This is a genomic window from Congregibacter brevis (genome assembly GCF_045689245.1).
In the GTDB taxonomy this organism is placed as follows: Bacteria; Pseudomonadota; Gammaproteobacteria; order Pseudomonadales; family Halieaceae; genus Congregibacter; species Congregibacter brevis.
On record NZ_CP136865.1, the window covers coordinates 373,151 to 392,077 of the forward strand.

The 18,927-nt window shown below is 55.3% G+C and carries 17 protein-coding genes; 16 read left to right on the top strand and 1 reads right to left on the bottom strand.

Going from position 1 to position 18,927, the window contains the following annotated elements; all coding sequences use genetic code 11:
* The 14 genes from R0137_RS01555 (at position 1) to R0137_RS01620 (ending at position 12,073) form a co-directional block, all read left to right on the top strand.
* Entirely contained in the window at positions 1–537 is a 537-nt protein-coding gene (locus R0137_RS01555) for an SPOR domain-containing protein (protein WP_407328015.1), read from the top strand.
* A gap of 105 nt (positions 538–642) precedes the next feature.
* Positions 643–1,182, top strand: coding sequence for an ATP-dependent protease subunit HslV (hslV, locus tag R0137_RS01560; protein WP_405271202.1), 540 nt, complete (start codon positions 643–645; stop codon positions 1,180–1,182).
* Between the two features lie 25 nt (positions 1,183–1,207).
* The gene (gene hslU / locus R0137_RS01565) at positions 1,208–2,536 is read left to right on the top strand and encodes an ATP-dependent protease ATPase subunit HslU (RefSeq protein ID WP_407328017.1); all 1,329 of its coding nucleotides are present in this window, start codon (positions 1,208–1,210) and stop codon (positions 2,534–2,536) included.
* Positions 2,508–2,945, top strand: a complete 438-nt coding sequence (locus R0137_RS01570; RefSeq protein ID WP_407328019.1) for a gamma-butyrobetaine hydroxylase-like domain-containing protein — start codon at positions 2,508–2,510, stop codon at positions 2,943–2,945. The genes hslU and R0137_RS01570 overlap by 29 nt, the downstream gene beginning before the upstream one ends.
* Positions 2,946–3,075: 130 nt before the next feature.
* Positions 3,076–3,825, top strand: a complete 750-nt coding sequence (gene ubiE, locus R0137_RS01575) for a bifunctional demethylmenaquinone methyltransferase/2-methoxy-6-polyprenyl-1,4-benzoquinol methylase UbiE (protein WP_405271199.1) — start codon at positions 3,076–3,078, stop codon at positions 3,823–3,825.
* Positions 3,826–3,827: 2 nt separating this feature from the next.
* A complete protein-coding gene (locus R0137_RS01580) occupies positions 3,828–4,475 on the top strand; it encodes an SCP2 domain-containing protein (RefSeq protein WP_407328021.1) in 648 nt (215 codons plus the stop codon).
* On the top strand, positions 4,475–6,109 hold the full coding sequence (gene ubiB, locus R0137_RS01585) for a ubiquinone biosynthesis regulatory protein kinase UbiB (RefSeq protein ID WP_407328022.1): 1,635 nt from the start codon (positions 4,475–4,477) through the stop codon (positions 6,107–6,109). Before R0137_RS01580 ends, ubiB begins: the two co-directional genes overlap by 1 nt.
* A 61-nt stretch (positions 6,110–6,170) precedes the next feature.
* Complete coding sequence (hisI, locus tag R0137_RS01590; RefSeq protein WP_407328024.1) at positions 6,171–6,587, top strand: phosphoribosyl-AMP cyclohydrolase; 417 nt, start codon at positions 6,171–6,173, stop codon at positions 6,585–6,587.
* Positions 6,580–6,921 carry a phosphoribosyl-ATP diphosphatase gene (locus R0137_RS01595; protein ID WP_407328026.1) on the top strand — a complete coding sequence of 114 codons (342 nt, stop codon included), beginning with the start codon at positions 6,580–6,582 and terminating at the stop codon, positions 6,919–6,921. The genes hisI and R0137_RS01595 overlap by 8 nt, the downstream gene beginning before the upstream one ends.
* 95 nt (positions 6,922–7,016) lie before the next feature.
* On the top strand, positions 7,017–7,241 hold the full coding sequence (tatA, locus tag R0137_RS01600; protein WP_407328028.1) for a twin-arginine translocase TatA/TatE family subunit: 225 nt from the start codon (positions 7,017–7,019) through the stop codon (positions 7,239–7,241).
* A gap of 45 nt (positions 7,242–7,286) precedes the next feature.
* The gene (tatB, locus tag R0137_RS01605; protein WP_407328030.1) at positions 7,287–7,652 is read left to right on the top strand and encodes a Sec-independent protein translocase protein TatB; all 366 of its coding nucleotides are present in this window, start codon (positions 7,287–7,289) and stop codon (positions 7,650–7,652) included.
* Entirely contained in the window at positions 7,645–8,385 is a 741-nt protein-coding gene (gene tatC, locus R0137_RS01610; RefSeq protein WP_407328032.1) for a twin-arginine translocase subunit TatC, read from the top strand. Before tatB ends, tatC begins: the two co-directional genes overlap by 8 nt.
* 74 nt (positions 8,386–8,459) lie before the next feature.
* The gene (locus tag R0137_RS01615; RefSeq protein ID WP_407328033.1) at positions 8,460–10,310 is read left to right on the top strand and encodes a mechanosensitive ion channel family protein; all 1,851 of its coding nucleotides are present in this window, start codon (positions 8,460–8,462) and stop codon (positions 10,308–10,310) included.
* A gap of 29 nt (positions 10,311–10,339) precedes the next feature.
* Positions 10,340–12,073, top strand: a complete 1,734-nt coding sequence (locus tag R0137_RS01620) for an ABC transporter transmembrane domain-containing protein (protein ID WP_407328034.1) — start codon at positions 10,340–10,342, stop codon at positions 12,071–12,073.
* A 14-nt stretch (positions 12,074–12,087) separates the two neighbouring features.
* Here the strand turns inward: R0137_RS01620 and R0137_RS01625 are convergent, their stop codons facing one another.
* Positions 12,088–14,085, bottom strand: coding sequence for a BCCT family transporter (locus tag R0137_RS01625; protein ID WP_407328036.1), 1,998 nt, complete (start codon positions 14,083–14,085; stop codon positions 12,088–12,090).
* Between the two features lie 223 nt (positions 14,086–14,308).
* Between R0137_RS01625 and R0137_RS01630 the strand changes: the two genes are divergently transcribed.
* On the top strand, positions 14,309–16,915 hold the full coding sequence (locus tag R0137_RS01630; RefSeq protein WP_407328037.1) for a TonB-dependent receptor: 2,607 nt from the start codon (positions 14,309–14,311) through the stop codon (positions 16,913–16,915).
* On the top strand, positions 16,908–18,920 hold the full coding sequence (locus R0137_RS01635; RefSeq protein ID WP_407328038.1) for a sulfotransferase: 2,013 nt from the start codon (positions 16,908–16,910) through the stop codon (positions 18,918–18,920). The genes R0137_RS01630 and R0137_RS01635 overlap by 8 nt, the downstream gene beginning before the upstream one ends.
* The last annotated feature ends 7 nt before the right edge of the window (positions 18,921–18,927 follow it).

Below are 18,927 nucleotides of genomic sequence, written 5' to 3' on the forward strand. Positions count from 1 at the left end.
ATGGCAAAGACCTCCCAACGGAAAAGCAGCCGCGGCGCCAGCCGCCAAAACACTGCCAATCAGAGCCACGGCGGACTGCGATGGTATGCGGCGGGCGTAGCGAGCGGTCTGTTCCTCGCATTTATGCTGTATCTGGTGACACTGCCCCCAGAAGGCGGATCGTCGCCGGAACTCGCGGCCACCCCCAAAGCTAATGCGCCAGAGCCTGAGTACGAGTTTTTTGAAGTGCTCCCCAATCAGGAAATCACGGTCGACGTCGACCCTGCAGATCTTCCCAAGCCACGCAGTGCCGCTACTGGCAAGCAATTCTTGCTTCAAGCCGGGTCCTTTCGACAAGCCGCTGATGCTGACCGCCGCCGTGGCGAGCTCTTGTTACTGGGCCTCAACCCCAGTGTAGAAGACACTCGAGGAGATACAGGTCGCTGGTACCGTGTGGTGCTTGGGCCTTTTGAAAGCCGTTCGGCAATGGCTAAAGCTCGCAGCCTCACAGCTCAGCAGGACATCGATACGCTCCTGATTCAACGCAATAGCGGCTAACTCACGCCCCTCGGCGCCGCTGCACGCTCGGTATCCCCCACGAACAGCGCTTGAACTTACAAACCACGCCCCCATAACAATAGTTCGAAGGCGAAGGAAAACACCGTGGAACAATTCAGAGGCACCACCATATTGTGTGTGCGCCGGGGCAACAGCGTTGTCGTCGGAGGAGACGGCCAGGTCTCCATGGGCAACACCATTATGAAGGGCAACGCGCGGAAGGTGCGTCGTCTCTACAAAGATCAGGTCCTCGCAGGTTTTGCAGGAGGCACCGCCGATGCGTTCACGCTCTTCGAGTTGTTCGAAGCACAGCTGGAAAAACACGGCGGTCAGCTCGTCAGAGCTGCCGTAGAACTGGCAAAAGCCTGGCGCACAGAGCGTTCCCTCCGTCAGCTGGAGGCACTCCTTGCCGTTGCGGACAAAGAAACCTCTCTGGTGATTTCCGGTAATGGCGACGTCATCGAACCGGAGAACAACCTTATCGCCATAGGCTCTGGTGGCTCCTTTGCTCAGGCTGCAGCGATGGCCTTACTGGACAACACCGAACTCAGCGCCCGGGATGTCGTTGAGAAGGGCCTGGGCATTGCCGCCGACATCTGCATCTATACCAACCAGCAGCGCACCATCGAGCAGCTGGACTTCTGACCAAACAAATAGCCGGATCCAATACATGTCAAACATGACACCTAGAGAAATCGTCCACGAACTGGACAAGCACATTATTGGGCAGCAGGACGCCAAGCGAGCCGTGGCCAACGCCCTTCGAAGCCGATGGCGTCGCTTGCAGGTCGAAGACGCCCTGCGTGCCGAAATCACGCCAAAGAATATTCTGATGATCGGGCCTACCGGCGTGGGTAAAACCGAAATTGCACGACGCCTGGCAAAACTTGCGAACGCTCCGTTTGTGAAGGTAGAAGCAACCAAGTTCACCGAAGTTGGCTATGTTGGTCGCGACGTGGAGTCTATCGTCCGCGATTTAGTCGAAATGTCCGTGAAAATGCTGCGCGAGCAAGCCATTGAGAAAATGCGCTTTCGGGCGGAAGAAGCCGCAGAGGAACGTATTCTGGATATTTTGTTGCCCGGGGCTCGCGATGCAAAGGGAGACGCCTCAACTGGAGGCGACGGCACCCGCCAACTGCTACGCAAAAAACTCCGCGAGGGTGATTTAGACGATAAAGAAGTCGATCTCGAGCTCGCTACCCCCAGCAGCGTCGAAATCAGCGCGCCGCCGGGCATGGAGGAAATGACAAACCAGCTGCAGAGCATGTTCTCAAATATGGCCCGCTCGCAGCCCAAGAGTCGCCGCCTCCCTATCAAGGCCGCTTTTTCTGCCTTATGCGACGAAGAGGCCGCAAAGCTGGTCAACGAGGACGAAATCAAACAGCAGGCGCTGCAGGCTGCTGAGCAGAACGGCATTGTTTTTATCGACGAGCTGGACAAGGTGGCCAAGCGTGGTGAGACCGCAGGTGCCGATGTTTCTCGTGAGGGCGTACAGCGAGATCTTCTGCCGCTTATCGAGGGCTGCACCGTAAGCACCAAGTACGGCATGTTAAAGACAGACCATATTTTGTTCATCGCTTCCGGGGCCTTTCATTTGTCCAAGCCCTCGGATCTGATCCCCGAATTACAGGGCCGTCTTCCCATCCGTGTTGAGCTCGCGGCGCTCTCGCCTGAGGACTTCCGACGCATACTCGTGGAGCCTGATGCAGCGCTCACTCGCCAGTACAGCGCGTTGCTAGGTACAGAGGGCATGACGCTGGAATTTACCGAGGACGGCATTGCGCGTATCGCCGAACTTGCCTGGCAACTCAACGAGAGCACGGAAAATATTGGCGCCCGCCGGTTGCATACCGTTATGGAGCGTTTGCTGGAGGACGCTTCGTTCAACGCAGCAGATGCGGGTCTTAGCAGTACCGCACTCGCGGTAGACGCCGCCTATGTCGACTCTCAACTTTCAGATCTGGCGATGGATGAAGATCTATCCAGATTCATTCTCTAATCCCAGCACTAAGCCCACGGCCTTGAGCGACATAACCCAGCCGACTCATATACGCCTGCGTAAACGATCGCGGGTTTTAGAACTTGAGTACGGGAAGGAATGCTACAGCTTGGATTGGGAGTACCTCCGGGTTTACTCCCCTTCAGCGGAGGTGCGGGGACATCACGAGTCCCAGGCGGTATTACAAACCGGCAAGCGGGACGTTGCGATCAAGGACCTCAAGCCCGTAGGCCACTATGCTTTACAGCTGGTTTTTGACGACGGGCACGATAGTGGCCTGTATACCTGGGAATATCTCTATCGCTTATGCACTCACAAAGCGGAGCTGTGGCAGGCCTACCTGGACGATCTCAACGAGGCGGGCGCATCCCGGGATCCAAACACTCAGGTTCTGCATTTCGAACCCTAACTTTCTTTTTGTCTGTTGGACAATCTCCGTCTGGAACGTTCCCCTGCAAGTCCACGAGTGATGCAAGATCAAGCACTGCTTATAAGCAGACGACAAGCTACAATACGTGCTCGCAATCGGGACACACAGCATGAGCGAAGAAGACACAACACACTTTGGTTACCGAGACGTAAAGACCGACGAGAAAGCGGGCATGGTCCGCGGCGTCTTTGATTCGGTAGCAAGTCGTTACGATGTAATGAATGATCTGATGTCTGCAGGCGTTCATCGAATTTGGAAGCGCTTCACGATAGAGCTCTCCGGTGTTCGCCGCGGCAACCGTGTACTCGACATAGCCGGGGGCACCGGCGACTTGGCTGCCAAGTTCGCGCCAATGGTAGGTGATGAGGGTGAGGTTGTACTGGCGGATATCAATGCGAGCATGTTGCGCGTAGGACGCGATCGATTGCTCGACGACGGTGTTCGTGGAAACCTTCACTACGTGCAAGCGGACGCGCAGTACCTGCCTTTTCCTGACGATCACTTTGACTGCATTACTATTGCCTTTGGCTTGCGGAACGTAACCGACAAAGACCTGGCTCTGCGCTCTATGCTGCGCATACTCAAGCCGGGCGGTCGTCTATTGGTACTGGAATTTTCCAAACCCCGTAACCCCCTGCTCAGCCGCGCTTACGACGCCTATTCCTTTGGCGTTCTACCTTTTATGGGAAAACTGGTTGCGGGTGACTCAGAGAGTTATCAGTACCTCGCCGAGTCTATTCGCATGCATCCCGACCAGGAGACATTACGACAGATGATGGAAGACGCGGGCTTTGCTCGCTGTGATTACCACGACATGACCGGCGGAGTGGTTGCCGTGCACCGGGGCGTCAAAAACTAGTCATGAACGACATTCGCATGCCCACGGTGCACACCGCAGGACTGGCCGCTGCCGAAGCCGCCGCCAATGCTGCACTGCGCTTATCACCACACAGTCTGGAAGCACTCAAGCCTCTAGCCGGGAGAGTCCTCGCACTGGAATGCACACGCCCGGCTGTCACCGTCTACCTACACAGCGAAGCGAACGGCGAACTGCGTTTACAAGGCGTTCACGATGGCCCCGTGGCTACACGCGTCACAGGCACTGCTCAGGACTTTGCCAGCCTGGCTCAAGCAGAGGACCCTGCAGCAGCGCTGATCAATGGCGGCATACAGCTGGAGGGCAATAGCAGTACGCTCACTGACATGCAGCGTGTGTTTAATGATCTGGATATCGACTGGGAAGCCCCGCTGGTTTCTGGTCTCGGCGATGTCGCCGGACATCAGTTGGCCGGCATGCTCAGTGCTGCATTTCACTGGACACGGCAATCCGGAGACAACCTCAGACGCCAGCTCGAAGAGTTCGCAACCGAAGAAGCCCGCCTTGCTCCACCTAAACTCGCTCTTGAGCACTTCTACGAAGACGTGCAACAGCTTAGCGAGCGCAGCGAACGCTTGGAACAACGCGTAGAACGCCTGCGCCTACGCCTAGAGCGTTTGCGTCCCGCCTGATGTCCAGCTTACTGCGCAGTATTGAAATTATGCGGGTAGCAGGACGCTACCGTCTGGACGAATTGCTACCGGAGCAGGCCAGACACCGCGTATTGAACCCCTTGCTTCGGCTAAATCCCTGGCGTATGTCCAGCGTCACTGGAACGCGGGGCGAGCGCTTGCGTCGCGCGCTGGAAGATCTCGGCCCAGTGTTCATAAAATTCGGGCAGATGCTTTCAACGCGAAGGGACTTGCTACCCGCAGATATCGCCGATGAGCTGGCACTGCTGCAGGACCAAGTGCCTCCCTTTGATGCAGCTCTCGCCACCCAGATCATCGAGACCGCATTGGGTGGCAGCGTCGACACACTCTTTGAGCGCTTTGATCGAGAGCCTCTAGCCTCAGCATCAGTGGCGCAGGTACATAGCGCACGAACACGGGAAGGACGAGAAGTCGTCGTCAAAGTCATTCGCCCGGACATTGAACCGGTAATCCACAAGGACATGGCTCTGCTGGCACGAATCGCGAGCTTTGTGGAGCGCTGGCTCCGCGATGGCCGGCGCCTGCGCCCCGTCGACGTAGTTCGCGACTACAGACATACGATCCTTGATGAACTGGATCTGGGTCGGGAAGCTGCCAATGCGTCCCAGCTCCGGAGAAACTTCGCCGACGGAAGCCTCGTCTACGTCCCGGAGGTTTTTTGGGACTACACCCGACGCAACGTGATGGTGATGGAGCGAATTTATGGCATTCCCGTAACCGATCTGGCTACGCTACGAGAGAAGAATGTTGACCTGAAGGTACTCGGAGAGCGCGGGGTAGAAATATTTTTTACCCAGGTATTTCGGGACAGCTTCTTTCATGCGGACATGCACCCAGGCAATATTTTCGTCGATGCGTCGGATCCCAAGGACCCGCGATACATTGCCATCGACTGCGCCATCATTGGCTCCCTGAGCGAAGATGATCAGTACTATCTGGCGCGAAACCTTCTGGCGATTTTTCGCAGGGACTACCATGAGGTCGCCCAACTCCATGTTGAGTGTGGCTGGGTACCGCCCGACACGCGAGTACAGGACTTTGAATCTGCCATGCGCGCTGTCTGCGAACCGGTGTTTGAAAGGCCTATTGCAGAAATCTCCTTCGGACAGCTGCTGGTTTATCTGTTTCAAACAGCCGCTCGCTTCGATATGGAAGTCCAGCCTTCTCTGGTGCTACTACAAAAAACACTCCTGAATATCGAAGGCCTGGGCAGGCAGCTGTATCCCCAGCTGAATCTTTGGGACACAGCCATGCCTTTTTTGGAAAAGTGGGTGGCAGAGCGCTACTCCCCCCAAAGCATGATCAAACGCCTGCAACAACATGCGCCCAGCTGGCTTGAACAACTCCCACAGTTACCGGAAGCACTCATCGAGAGTCTTCAGGGACAGCGAGAGAGCCAAAAGCGCAGTGAGCAGATTATCGCCGCGGAGCGTAAAGTAAGACGTAGGCAAGATACGAGAGCCAGACGCCGCTATCTGGCCGCGATGGTTTGCATTGTCGCCGCGGGAGCTGCTTTACCCCCGGTAAGGGGCATACTGGAGCAGGCACCCCCGGTGAGCTGGCTTTTACTTGCAGTAGCAGCCGGACTCGCCTGGCCAAGTCAGAGCGTGTAACTCACGGCGACGCAGCCCGGTTATGCGATAATGCCCACTGGATCGAAGAAACAAACTCAGCATGCAACAGCCGAACACAAGCAACTACCCGGAAGAGCTGCGCTGGCTCAACGAGCTTCGCTGGAACGAAGATGGGTTGGTGCCTGCCATTGCCCAAGACGTCAGCACTGGCAAAGTTTTGATGATGGCGTGGATGAACGAGGAGTCCCTGCGCTGTACCTTCGATGAAGGCTGCGCGGTGTATTGGTCCAGGTCCCGGCAGGCGCTATGGCGTAAGGGCGAGAGTTCAGGCAATACGCAGTTGATCAAAAGTCTTCGTTTGGATTGCGATGGAGATACTTTGTTGCTGGAGGTCGAACAGCTCGGCGGAATCGCCTGCCACACGGGTCGAGAGCACTGCTTCTACCGCAAGTTCATCGATGGTGAATGGCAGACTGTGGAGCAGATAGTAAGAGATCCAAAAGAAATTTATGGATAAGGCAACTAACAACGACGTGCTCAGCGCCTTGGATAAGGTACTTCAGGAGCGAAAGAATGCGGCCGCTGACAGTTCCTATGTGGCGAGCCTTTACGAAAAAGGGCTCAACAGAATCCTCGAAAAAGTTGGCGAGGAGGCTTCGGAGGTCATCATCGCCGCGAAGGACTGTGAAGGAGAGAAAGGTCAGGACGCTTTGTTAGGCGAAGTAGCCGACCTCTGGTTTCACAGCATGGTGCTGCTGGCACAGCAGGGTCTCTCGTCGGCACAGGTGTTGGCAATTTTGGAAGAACGCTTCGGTCTTTCAGGGCATATCGAGAAGGCCGCACGAAGCTAGATTTTTACAAACCTTTCAACACTGTTGTTAGGCTTACGCTAATAGGTAGTTACAATCGCGGTCGGTATTTTCCACTGCGGTAAAAGGAGAGAGTCATGGGATTGGGTGGAATCAGCATTTGGCAGTTGCTTATCATTCTGGCCATTGTGGTCATGCTGTTTGGTACAAAGCGCTTACGCGGTCTGGGATCAGACCTGGGAAGTGCAGTCAAAGGTTTTCGCAGTAGCATGCAAGACAGCGACGAAGAAAAGTCCGAGGGCGCTGACGCTAGTGACGAGCCCGAAGTGAATGAGGCTGCGAAGACCAAGAGCGATGTCTAGCCCTTGCGATACATCTTCGCGAACCCCCTGAACTCGTAGGTTCCTATGTTCGATATCGGCTTTGCCGAGTTACTTATCATCGGTGTGGTTGCTCTGCTTGTCATTGGGCCGGAGCGACTCCCCGATGCCGTGCGTACGGCCAGCGCCTGGCTGAATCGCATACGTCGAGGTTTTAACGATATCAAACAGGAAGTTCAGCAGGAATTGCATAACGACGCTGTTATGAAAGACCTGAGAGCCATTAAGGATACAGGTGAGGAGCTCCGGCGCGAGACTCAAGCTCTGGGCTCGGACCTCAGCAGTGGACTCAACATACCGGATCCGATGGCGGAGATTGGCGCTACGTCTGACGTTCCAGAGTCGTCAGACGAAGACTCCAAGACCGCAACAGATAGCAAACCCGTTGACTGATACCGAGAACGACACACCGCTACCGCTAATCGCGCACCTTACGGAGCTGCGCGATCGATTGTTGCGTGCAATTCTGGCCGTACTGGTGGTTTTTATTGTGCTCTTTCCCTTTGCCAACGACATCTACGCGTTTGTTTCCGAACCCCTCCGTGAACTACTTCCGGAAAACGCCAGCATGATCGCCACAGACGTAGCCTCACCTTTCCTGACACCATTCAAGCTCACACTATTTACGGCACTGTTCGTCGCGATTCCCTACGTCCTTTTTCAGATTTGGTCGTTCATTGCACCCGGTATGTACAGCCAAGAGAAACGTTTTGCCCTGCCGGTACTCGCAAGCTCAGTACTACTGTTTTACTGCGGTGCGGCGTTTGCCTACTTCGTGGTATTCCCGCTGATCTTCGCATTTTTCACCAGTGTAGGCCCAGAAGACGTGGCGATCATGACAGACATAAACCGTTATCTGGACTTTGTTCTTAAGCTGTTTTTCGCCTTTGGTTTAGCCTTCGAGATACCCATCGCAGCGCTCATTGCAATCTGGGCTGGTATCACCACCCCCGAGGACCTAGGACGTAAACGCCCCTACATCATCGTGGGATGTTTCGTCTTTGGAATGCTCTTAACCCCGCCTGATGTGATCTCTCAGGCGCTCCTTGCGATCCCCATGTGGCTGCTTTTTGAAGCCGGTGTGATTGCCGGTCGCATACTTATTAAGCGAAAAGCCGAATCCTGAACATGGGGAGCCTGCTTGAGAAGGCTCCCAAGGGCGATACACTGTCGCCGACCCATATCTTTCGGACGTATACAATGACTCGCATTCTCCTGACGCTCAGCGCGTCACTACTACTAACGGTGTTTTTATCCGGTCCGGTCTTTGCTCAAGAGGTCGCCAGTGAGGCGCCCGAGGAGCAAACAGAAGAGCAGACAGAAGAACAAGCGGAAGAGGAAACCGTCGAAGCCGAAGCTGACACGGAAACCATGCGGGACATAATCGAGACCGAGAAAAAGTCTGAGGAGGTTATCAGAGAGAAAGTCGCAGAACTTGCGGGACAGGAAGAACTGCCACGCACTCCTCTCCAACTACTGGTTCTGTTAGCAGACGCCTCCGCACAAAAAGACCGAGAGCGTGCCGCCGGCTACCTAGACATGCGCTACCTGCCTGAGGAAGTCTCTGACTGGACTGCTATCGACCTCATGGATGCCCTGAGGATTCTGTGGAATCAGCAAAACATCATCGACATCACCAGCATGAGCGATGATCCCGTGGGCAAACTGGACGATGGGCTCCCAGCCTATCGCGACCTGCTAGGCGTTATCCGCAAAGACAATGGCGACGAGGTACCCATCTTGTTGCAGCGAATTCCGGACGGGAAAGGCGGCAAGATATGGAAGATCTCAAACGCGAGTGTGGCAGAAATTCCGGCGCTCTGGGAGGATCTCGGCTACGGTGAGTTTGCCGTTTGGCTGGAGCGACATCTTCCAGACTACCGCTTTGCGGGGCTGGAGAGCTGGCAAATCATCTCGGGTATCGTATTTCTAATAGCGGCCTGGTATCTCGCCATGCTCGCCAGCTACCTGCTCATGCGCGTAGCACTGCTGGTCCCTAACCGCTTTCCGCTAGGTATCGAAAGCTTCTTTCAAGGCTCCTTACGTTACTTCCTGTTCCTTCTGATTTTTCGCATGCTCATGGATCAGCTGGCCTTGTCCCTCGCCGCACGGGTCTACCTGAATTCGTCTGGTGTCGATTACATTGCCTTCACCATTTTACTCCTGGGCGTTATCTCCCTGATCCGGGACTACAACATTCGGCGCTTGGAGCGGGCTGGCAACCGTCAGTACGTCGCTCTACTCAAACCCTTTACCACCATCATCAAGTTTGTCGCCATCGTGCTGGTAGCGCTGGTATGGGCCGAACGCGCCGGCTACAACATGTCGACAATCATCGCCGGCCTGGGAGTTGGCTCATTGGCAGTAGCACTTGCCGCCCAGAAGACTTTGGAAAACGTCATTGGAGCCATCACGCTCTACTCAGCAAGACCGGTGAATCCTGGCGACCTTTGTCGCTTTGGCAACATCGTGGGTTTTGTCGAGGAAATCGGACTTCGCTCGACAATGATTCGCACACTCAACCGCACCATGCTGGCGGTACCCAATGCCGTGTTCTCATCGGTAGAAGTCGAGAACTTCAGTCATCGGGATCGCATTCGCTATTACCAGCACATCGAATTGCAGATGACCACGGCAGACCAGTTACGTGTGATTCTCGGGCGTCTTCGTGAGCTTTTCTTATCTCACTCCGACGCTATGCAAGAGACCGCTAGTATCCGCCTCCAGAAGGTCGCAGCGGCTACAGCGGTTATTCGAATAGATGTGGGTATACGAACAACCGACTATCAGCGTTTTCTTGCCGTCGCCGAAGATCTTAATTTGCGCATGATTGAGCTGGTACATGATGCAGGCGCGGTGTTTAGTGGTCCGGGGCAGGTACTACAGGTTCGGGATTTCTATCGTGCATCCGAAGACACCATTGCGGATGTACACTCGCAGCTCGAAAGCTGGAAAAACGAAGAGAAGCTGCCCTTTCCCGACTACACCGCGGCCGAGAAAGCCGCGCTTAAAGGGGCCATCGAACTTCCTGTTCGCGAGGACAAATTCTGAACACCTCAGAGAAAAAGACCAGCGGCAGCATGGCGCCTCTGCGCGCTCTTGCCCGGCAGCTCGCACCTTACCGTTGGCGCTTGGTAGCGGCGGCTGTTGCGCTCATATTTACTGCAGGCGCAACACTAACCCTGGGCAAAGGTCTGCAAGTGCTCATCGATCGTGGCTTTGGCGGCGACGATCCCGGAGCCCTTGGAGACGCCGTGCGCATCGTGATGCTTATTACCACTGCCATTGCTATCGGTACCTTCTTTCGTTTTTACCTGGTGTCCTGGTTAGGGGAACGCATCAGCGCTGATCTTCGCAGTGCCGTATTTCAGAACATCGTCCGCCTCCACCCCGGGTTCTTTGAGGAGAATCGCTCCGGCGAGATCATGTCGCGCTTAACCGCAGACACCACCGTACTTCAGACGATCATCGGTTCATCGATGAGCATGGCTCTGCGCAGCTCTCTTACGCTTACAGGCGCTGTGGTCATGATGCTTATCACCAACTTCAAGCTAACGCTGTTTATCGTCGCCACGGTACCCATGGTGTTGCTGCCCGTCATGATCTTTGGTCGGCGCGTACGGACTCTCTCCAGCAGCAGTCAGGACAGCGTTGCCAGCGTAGGCTCCTATGCCGGCGAGATCATTCAGAATATCCGCACTGTGCAGGGCTTTAATCGCGAGTCAGCGGAGTCCCTGGCTTTTAATGCTGAAGTAGAAAAAGCCTTTGTCATTGCCCGCTCCCGCGTCCGGCAACGGGCACTGTTGATTGCTTTTGCAATCATCATTCTGTCGGGCGGGATGATTGCCATGATGTACTCCGGCGGGAGAGATGTCATAAGCGGCGCCATGACCGGCGGCGAGCTCGCCGCATTCATGTTCTATGCAACCATGGTCGGCACTGGGTTTGCCACGCTCTCTGAAGTCTGGGGCGACGTGCAGCGCGCCGCAGGTGCGACCGAGCGCCTACTGGAGCTGGTAGAAACCGATAGTGCTCTTTCGGACACCGGCGATCGCGAGTCCATCTCTAAAAACCCGGCGATGCGGCTGAGAGATGTCTCGTTCAGCTACCCTTCCCGTCCCGACACCCTCGCCCTGGACAGCATAAACCTGAACATCGAGGCAGGTAAAAGCCTGGCTCTAGTGGGTCCTTCGGGGGCGGGTAAAACCACGCTGTTTGAACTACTTCAACGATTTTACGACCCACAATCGGGCGCCCTGTTACTAGACGGCATTGATCTTAGAGAGATGTCTCTGGCGCAGCTACGCTCGAATCTCGCCATCGTGCCGCAGCAACCCACACTGTTTAGCGCCGACGTTCGTTACAACATTGCCTACGGAAAGCCCGAAGCGACCGATGAAGAGATACACGCGGCAGCGCGAAGAGCCCATGCCCATGAATTCATTGAGGCACTTCCCGAGGGATACGGAAGCTATCTTGGGGAACAGGGCGTGAGGCTCTCTGGTGGCCAGCGGCAGCGCATAGCCCTGGCTCGAGCGATGCTTACAGACCCCAAAGTACTTTTACTCGACGAGGCAACCAGCGCCTTGGACGCAGAGAGTGAGTATCAGGTGCAGCAAGCCATTAGCGAGCTTATGCACGAACGCACCACGGTGATCATTGCGCACCGACTGGCAACGATCCGAGACGCAGACTGCATCGCCGTACTTGAGGATGGCAAGGTGGTCGCTACGGGCACACACGATGAGTTGCTGGCAAGCTCAGAGCTTTACGCCCGTCTAGCAAAGCTGCAGTTTCGCAACGAGGCCGCTTAAGCGACCGCGCGGCGTCAGCGCATGCTGGTCAAAAAATGTAGATGATTCTCGTACTGACTCAGTACGTCATGAGCTATTTGCTCTTGAGTCCAACCCATAATGCAGTAATCCTGACCGCCCTGCGCCAGATGAACCTCCGCGCGATAATAACGATCACCCTCGGCCATGGATGAAATCGCCTCTCCCGCTAGACGCTCGTCGGGCATAGCGTGAACGCGACTTCGCACTTCATAGACAAAATCTATTTCGCCACCATTGAGGACTTCCATGCGCACGGAGGGTTGGTCTTTCGTTTGCTGGGTGACTCGAGCATCAACGTCGTGATTTTTTAACTCTTGAGAAAACTCCTCTAATGCAGGCCCCACCTGCTCCCGGAGGAACTTATGAACACTGCGATCGGCGGGAAAATCCAGGAGGTTCGACAGACGGCTACGCCAGTCGCCATCGGCACCCGATGCTGGCGATACGCTCTGCGCGCTTCGCTGGGAGGCATCCAGAGAGAGAGCTTTAGCAAAGCCCCATATGGCCCCCAGCAGGGCGACAGAAAAAGGCAGCGCACTGGCGATCGCCGCGGTCTGCAGCGACGACAGCCCACCCGCCAGTAACAACACTGCGGCGATTGCGGCGATCACTGCGGCCCAGAACACCCGCTGCAAGACCGGCGTGTCATCACGACCGTTGGCGGACAACATGTTTAGCACCAGGGCCCCACTGTCTGCGGAGGTGACAAAAAAGACCACAATCATCGCCAGACTCACGGCCGACAAAAAGGTAGAAAACGGTAAGAACTCGAGGAACCGGAACAGTGCCACAGCCTGATTGGCCGAAACGGCCTCTCCTAACTGAAGGGCTCCCTCATTCAAAATAAGATTGATAGCGCTATTCCCAAAGACTCCCATCCACAGCAGGGTAAAACCGCAGGGCACGAGCATCGCACCGAGGGTGAACTCACGAATTGTGCGCCCCCTGGAAATGCGCGCGATAAACAATCCGACAAAAGGTGACCAGCTCAACCACCAACCCCAATAGAAGATCGTCCAGCCGCCCAGCCAATCGGTGGGATCATAGGCGTAGAGCGTAAAGGTCTTACTCACCAATTCGCTCACATAGATCCCGAGGCTCTCCAGGGTGGCTCCCAGGATAAGAATAGTGGGGCCCGCAATGAGCACGCCGAACAACAGCAATACAGAAAGTCCGATGTTTAACTCAGATAGGCGCTTGATTCCAGCATTTAAGCCCATAGCAACGGAGATGCTAGCAAGTGCCATGGTTCCAATCACCAAGAGCACCTGCACTCCACCGGATATGGGGATACCAAAAAGGTACTCGAGGCCCGAGTTAATCTGTAAAACACCAAACCCCAGACTGGTGGCAATGCCACAGGCGGTGCAAACAATCGCAAAGACATCTATGGCCGCACCGGCAGGCCCATAAATTCGCTCACCGATAAGCGGGTAGAAGGCGGAACGCATGGTCAGCGGTAGTCCATGACGATAAGAAAAGTAACCCAGTAGTAGAGCGACGATGGCGTAGATGGCCCAGGCGTGGAGCCCCCAGTGAAAGTAAGTGAGGGTCATGGCATGGCCTGCCGCTTCAACACTGCTCCCCTCTCCATGGGGAGGTTGGAGAAAATGCATCACGGGCTCAGCGACACCAAAGAACATCAGGCCGATACCCATGCCCGCGGCAAACAGCATGGCAAACCAGCTCAGAGCACTGTAGTCCGGCACCGAATGATCTGGTCCAAGCTTGATATCGCCAAACCGAGAAAAGCTGAACACCAAAACGCTAAGAAGAACGATCGCGACGACGAGTACGTAGTACCAGCTGGCGTAGGTAACGATCGCCGCCTGAACATCTTGCAGGAGGGCATTGCTCGCGTCTGGCGCGACGGCGGCGCCAAAAACCATCAGAAGAAGAATCGCAGTGGAAGGCAGGAACACACCTCTATCAACGCTAAAACCCATGAAACCTTCGCTCACGGGCGCTTTGTCGTCGGCCGACCCACTCATCTAAACCTCTGCTTCCTTTGTTAGTGCCGGAAGAGTACGCAGATTATCCGATGTCAGCAAAACATTAATACATAGTGTACAAATCTTTCTTTTGGCCTCTGATAGTAAAAACTACCTATAAATCAATATTTAACAGTCGATGCCGGTATAATCTCGCTCGGAATTGCTTTTGCTATAAATTATTAGAACTTTTTTTGTGCACTATTTTTGTCAGGGAGACAACATGCGGTCCAGAAATAAGCTGAACCTTGCTACTCGCGCGGCGGTACTCGCCAGCGTGACCGGCGGTAGCCTAGCGAGCGCCAACGCTGTTGCGCAGCTGGAGGAAGTTATCGTCACGGCGACCAAACGCTCGGCAAGCACTCAGGATATTCCTGTTGCGGTACAGGCTCTCGGAGAAGACACCTTGAACGACATGGGCGTCACCAACTTCGAGGATTACCTCGTGCAGTTGCCCGGCGTGACTGCCGGCGGTAGCGGCCCCGGACAGAATACGATTTACATTCGCGGCGTTGCCTCAACCACGCCGAACCTGACCACGGCGGGTGTTGCCGGACTGTCGCCAAACGTGGCGCTCTACCTCGACGAGCAGCCCCTCGCACAACCGGGTCGTAACCTCGACGTCTATACAGCTGATATGAACCGCATTGAGGTCCTCGCCGGACCACAGGGCACGCTGTTTGGCGCCAGCTCGCAGGCAGGTACAGTACGCCTGATCACCAACAAGCCTGACCTCAGTGGTACCTACGGTCGGATGAAGGTTGGCACTGCGTTTACCAAAGGCGGAGAAATGAGCAACAATGTCGAGGGCATGATCAACGTGCCTGTTACCGACAAACTCGCGCTTCGCGGTGTTGTGTATGTTGACCGCATGGGCGGTTACATCGATAACGTCGCAGGCACCCTGAACGCTAGTGAGAGCGCTCGCTTCCGTCCCGCCGGAACTATGCGAGCCAACGGCGTTCCCGTCAGTGAGCAACGCGGCGGATTCCAGGCCGGCGCCGATCTTTCCGGCGTGAATTTTATTGACGCCGACAACAGCACGAAGACTGAAGACGACTTCAACGACACCACCTATGCGGGCTTCCGACTCTCCGCCCTGTACACCATCAATGCTGATTGGGATCTGCAGATCTCACACATGCAGCAACAGCTGGATTCTGATGGCGTGTTCTTCTCCGATCCAGAGCTGGGCGACTACGAAGTAACACGCTTTCAGCCCGACAGTATCGATGATGAATTCAGCAACACAGCCTGGACTCTTTCGGGACGCATCGGGGAGCTGGAAGTGCTTTACTCCGGCGCTTTTACAGATCGCCAAACCGACCAATTAGTGGACTACGCGGACTACCTCTTCGTGGGGCAGTACCTTCCTTATTACATCTGTGACAGTTCGGTTTCTTACCCCGGTGATGCCGCTCCCAGCGGAACCTGCCAAGCTCCTGATCTGTTTGTAGGCAGCGTCACCAAAACGGAAGTCAGCACTCACGAGATTCGCCTCAACACCGCTGAAGATCGTCGCATTCGCGCCACCGTAGGTGCCTTCTACAGTGACCTCACCCTTACCGAGCGCAACGACTTCACCTACCCGGGCTCTACCCAGATTGACGGCTACGGTGTGCAAACCGGGTTTTCACCCAACTTCCCATTCACCACTGGCTACCGATCCGATGAGGGTCCTTTCCCCGACGGCGTGATCTTCCGCAATGACGTACGACGCACGGATGAGCAGATGGGCGTGTTTGGTGAAGTCACCATGGACATTACTGACGAGCTCGCTCTGACATTGGGAGCACGCTGGTACGATATCGAAGTCGGACTCGAGGGCAGCGCTAACGCGTCTTTCTGTAATCTCTTCCAACCAGATTCCAATTCCTTCGGTACGGACATCTCGGACCTGTACAACGGTGACGGTCAAATTACTTTCCGTGGTACCTGTAATCCCGATGCCCAGTTAACGTATACCCTGGACAACATTGACGAGGCGCCGGATCAGGTCGCAGCGGCATTACTCAACGCCCCGACTTCAGCTCAGACCGACGGTGTTATCGGCAAATTAAGCCTGTCCTACACGCCTACAGAAAATCAGCTGTGGTTCGTCACCTTGTCCGAAGGCTTCCGTCCCGGACTACTTAATCGTCCCGGCGGCGCCTCAGGCCCCAACGGCTATCAGGTGCCTTTCGCTCTCGATACAGACGATGTGACCAACTACGAGCTTGGCTGGAAACTCGATCTCATGGATCAATCCCTGCGTTTTAACGGCAGTCTGTTCTTTGTAGACATCGAGCGCCTGCAAACAACTATCTTTGATCCCAGCATCGTCAACCTGTTCTTCTCGGACAATGCTGCAAATGCTGAAGTGTTGGGTCTTGAGGGCTCGGTTGATTGGGCGCCCCTGTCCCTGCCAGGACTTGTGGTCACCGGCTCATTCTCTATGCTCGACACTGAGATTACGGAAGTTCTCACGCCGACAAATGACGTGCGGAAGGGTGATTCCCTAGCCTTCGCGCCAGAGTTTCAGGCGACTATCCGCGCGCGCTACAACTGGGACCTCAATAACGGTCTGCGAGCCCACGTAATGCCGCACCTCGCCTATTCCGACGAGTCCTATAGCGACATCATTGCAATTAACCGTCAAACGGTAGACTCCTGGATGATGCTCGGTGTCACTGCTGGCGTATCGAATACCCAGTGGACTGCCGAGGTCTATGTCGACAACCTCACTAATGAGGCAGCAGAGTTGTCTAATAACTTTGTAAACGATCGTGATCGCGTAACACTCGCACGCCCGTTGACTGGCGGGGTACGCTTCACTTGGAACTTTGAGTGAGGCTGAGCGCCCGGCCTCGTCGGGCGCATCTTCGTCTACGGCAGGCTCTTTGGGGACGGAAGCCCAAGAGCTAATGCGTAAAGGCCAGATGGCCGATGCGCTGAACCTGCTGAAACAGCACCTGGATACCGCGCCCTCGGACGGAGAAGCGCTGTATCTCGCAGCTGTCTGTGCCCGCATGAGTAAGCTGTATCCAGCGGCGCAGACTTACCTCGATACCCTCATTGCTAACGAACCTGGCAATGGTCGCGGCCTGCAAGAGCAGGCGCACCTGCACCGCGATACCCAGAACACCGATGCAGCCATTGATGCCTACGAAGAGGCGCTACGGGCCAATCCCGCGCTACTGGCCAGCTATCGTCAGCGTCTAACGCTTTTACGTGCCGCCGGAAGAGAACAGGAAGCAAACGTCACGGCTACGCAGCTTCATCGGGTGGAAGCTCTGCCCAAAGCGCTCCTTGCCGTTACCGACTTGATTGCTCAAGGTCGAATCCTCAAGGCCGAGCAAATATGCCGACAATTTTTGATGCAAGCCCCCAGTCATACCGAAGGGATGAGGCTTCTCGCTGACATTGGTTCCCGTCTCGGAGCTCTTGAAGAAGCAAACTTTCTTCTTGAGTCAGCCTGCGAACTCGAGCCCGCAAACGTAGCGTTGCGCATTGACCTTATTCGGGTACTCAGCAAACGCCAACGCTTTGAAGAGTCCTTGGAACAGGCGGATCAGCTCTTGGCTACGGCTCCGCAGAATCTTCAGTTCCAATCCCTCAAAGCCATCGAGCTGTTACAACTGGGACGCTACGACGAAGCTGTCGCAGGCTTTGACTCGATTCTCGAAAAGCTGCCAGGCGACGCCATTACGCTTACATCCAAGGGCCACGCCCTAAAAACCCTCGGATCCGGCAGCGACGCTATCGCCGCCTATGAAGCGGCAAGCAAGGCAACGCAAGGCGGTGGTGAGGCTTGGTACGCCTTGGCAAACCTTAAGACCTTCCACTTCGACGACAGCCAGATCAAAAAAATGCAGGCTCAACTTGCCGGCAACCCACCTCTTTTGGATCGGATTTATCTGGCCTTTGCACTGGGTAAAGCTTTTGAAGACCGCCGTGACTTTAAAGAGTCTTTCGAAAGTTATGCTGTGGGAAATAGCCTGAAGCGTGCAAGCCTTAACTACCAACGCGAAGGCTTTGAACGCGAAGTTGACGCTCAGTGCACAGGCTTTACTCAAGCGCTAATGCACGCGAAGGATAGGGTCGGCTTCGACGCAGCTGATCCGATATTCATAGTTGGGATGCCGCGCGCTGGAAGCACACTGCTGGAGCAAATCCTGGCGTCACACAGTCAAGTCGACGGTACCCGGGAGCTACCAAACATTCTGTCTCTCGCACAACGACTGAGGCGACAGCGCAATGACGCGGGGGACACGCCCGGTTATCCGGGAATTCTTCAGGATCTCAGCGGCGACTCCCTTAGACAGCTAGGAGAAAGCTTTATTGAGGAAACTCGAGTACATCGCGGTAATGCGCCGTTCTTTATCGACAAAATGCCCAACAACTTCAGGCATATCGGGCTGATAAAGCTGATTCTGCCGCGAGCTAAAATAATCGACGCCCGCAGGGAGCCGATGGCTTGCTGCTTCAGTAACTTTAAACAGTTATTTGCCGAGGGCCAGGAGTTCAGCTACAACCTTGCGGATCTTGGCCACTACTATCGTCAGTACGAACGCCTCATGAAACACTGGGACTCGGAACTGCCAGGGAGCGTACATCGCCTGCAACACGAGGCATTGCTTGACGATTTTGAGGGTGAGCTTCGGCGTCTTCTCGGCTTTCTTGAGTTACCCTTCGAAGAACGCTGCCTTCGATTCTATGAAAATGATCGCCCCGTACGGACACCATCCTCCGAACAAGTTCGCCAACCTCTGTTTCGCGATTCCGTAGAGCAGTGGCAAAATTACGCGACCTGGTTAGCGCCTCTCCGGCATACTCTGGACGCCGCGCCACAATGAAAACAAC

What these genes read in the sequence shown, in the direction of transcription:
- R0137_RS01555 (WP_407328015.1), top strand. Translation starts at nt 1, where the DNA reads ATGGCAAAGACCTCCCAACGGAAAAGCAGCCGCGGCGCCAGCCGCCAA.
- hslU (WP_407328017.1), top strand. Translation starts at nt 1,208, where the DNA reads ATGTCAAACATGACACCTAGAGAAATCGTCCACGAACTGGACAAGCAC.
- R0137_RS01570 (WP_407328019.1), top strand. Translation starts at nt 2,508, where the DNA reads ATGAAGATCTATCCAGATTCATTCTCTAATCCCAGCACTAAGCCCACG.
- ubiE (WP_405271199.1), top strand. Translation starts at nt 3,076, where the DNA reads ATGAGCGAAGAAGACACAACACACTTTGGTTACCGAGACGTAAAGACC.
- R0137_RS01580 (WP_407328021.1), top strand. Translation starts at nt 3,828, where the DNA reads ATGAACGACATTCGCATGCCCACGGTGCACACCGCAGGACTGGCCGCT.
- ubiB (WP_407328022.1), top strand. Translation starts at nt 4,475, where the DNA reads ATGTCCAGCTTACTGCGCAGTATTGAAATTATGCGGGTAGCAGGACGC.
- hisI (WP_407328024.1), top strand. Translation starts at nt 6,171, where the DNA reads ATGCAACAGCCGAACACAAGCAACTACCCGGAAGAGCTGCGCTGGCTC.
- R0137_RS01595 (WP_407328026.1), top strand. Translation starts at nt 6,580, where the DNA reads ATGGATAAGGCAACTAACAACGACGTGCTCAGCGCCTTGGATAAGGTA.
- tatA (WP_407328028.1), top strand. Translation starts at nt 7,017, where the DNA reads ATGGGATTGGGTGGAATCAGCATTTGGCAGTTGCTTATCATTCTGGCC.
- tatB (WP_407328030.1), top strand. Translation starts at nt 7,287, where the DNA reads ATGTTCGATATCGGCTTTGCCGAGTTACTTATCATCGGTGTGGTTGCT.
- R0137_RS01615 (WP_407328033.1), top strand. Translation starts at nt 8,460, where the DNA reads ATGACTCGCATTCTCCTGACGCTCAGCGCGTCACTACTACTAACGGTG.
- R0137_RS01620 (WP_407328034.1), top strand. Translation starts at nt 10,340, where the DNA reads ATGGCGCCTCTGCGCGCTCTTGCCCGGCAGCTCGCACCTTACCGTTGG.
- R0137_RS01625 (WP_407328036.1), bottom strand. Translation starts at nt 14,085, where the DNA reads ATGAGTGGGTCGGCCGACGACAAAGCGCCCGTGAGCGAAGGTTTCATG.
- R0137_RS01630 (WP_407328037.1), top strand. Translation starts at nt 14,309, where the DNA reads ATGCGGTCCAGAAATAAGCTGAACCTTGCTACTCGCGCGGCGGTACTC.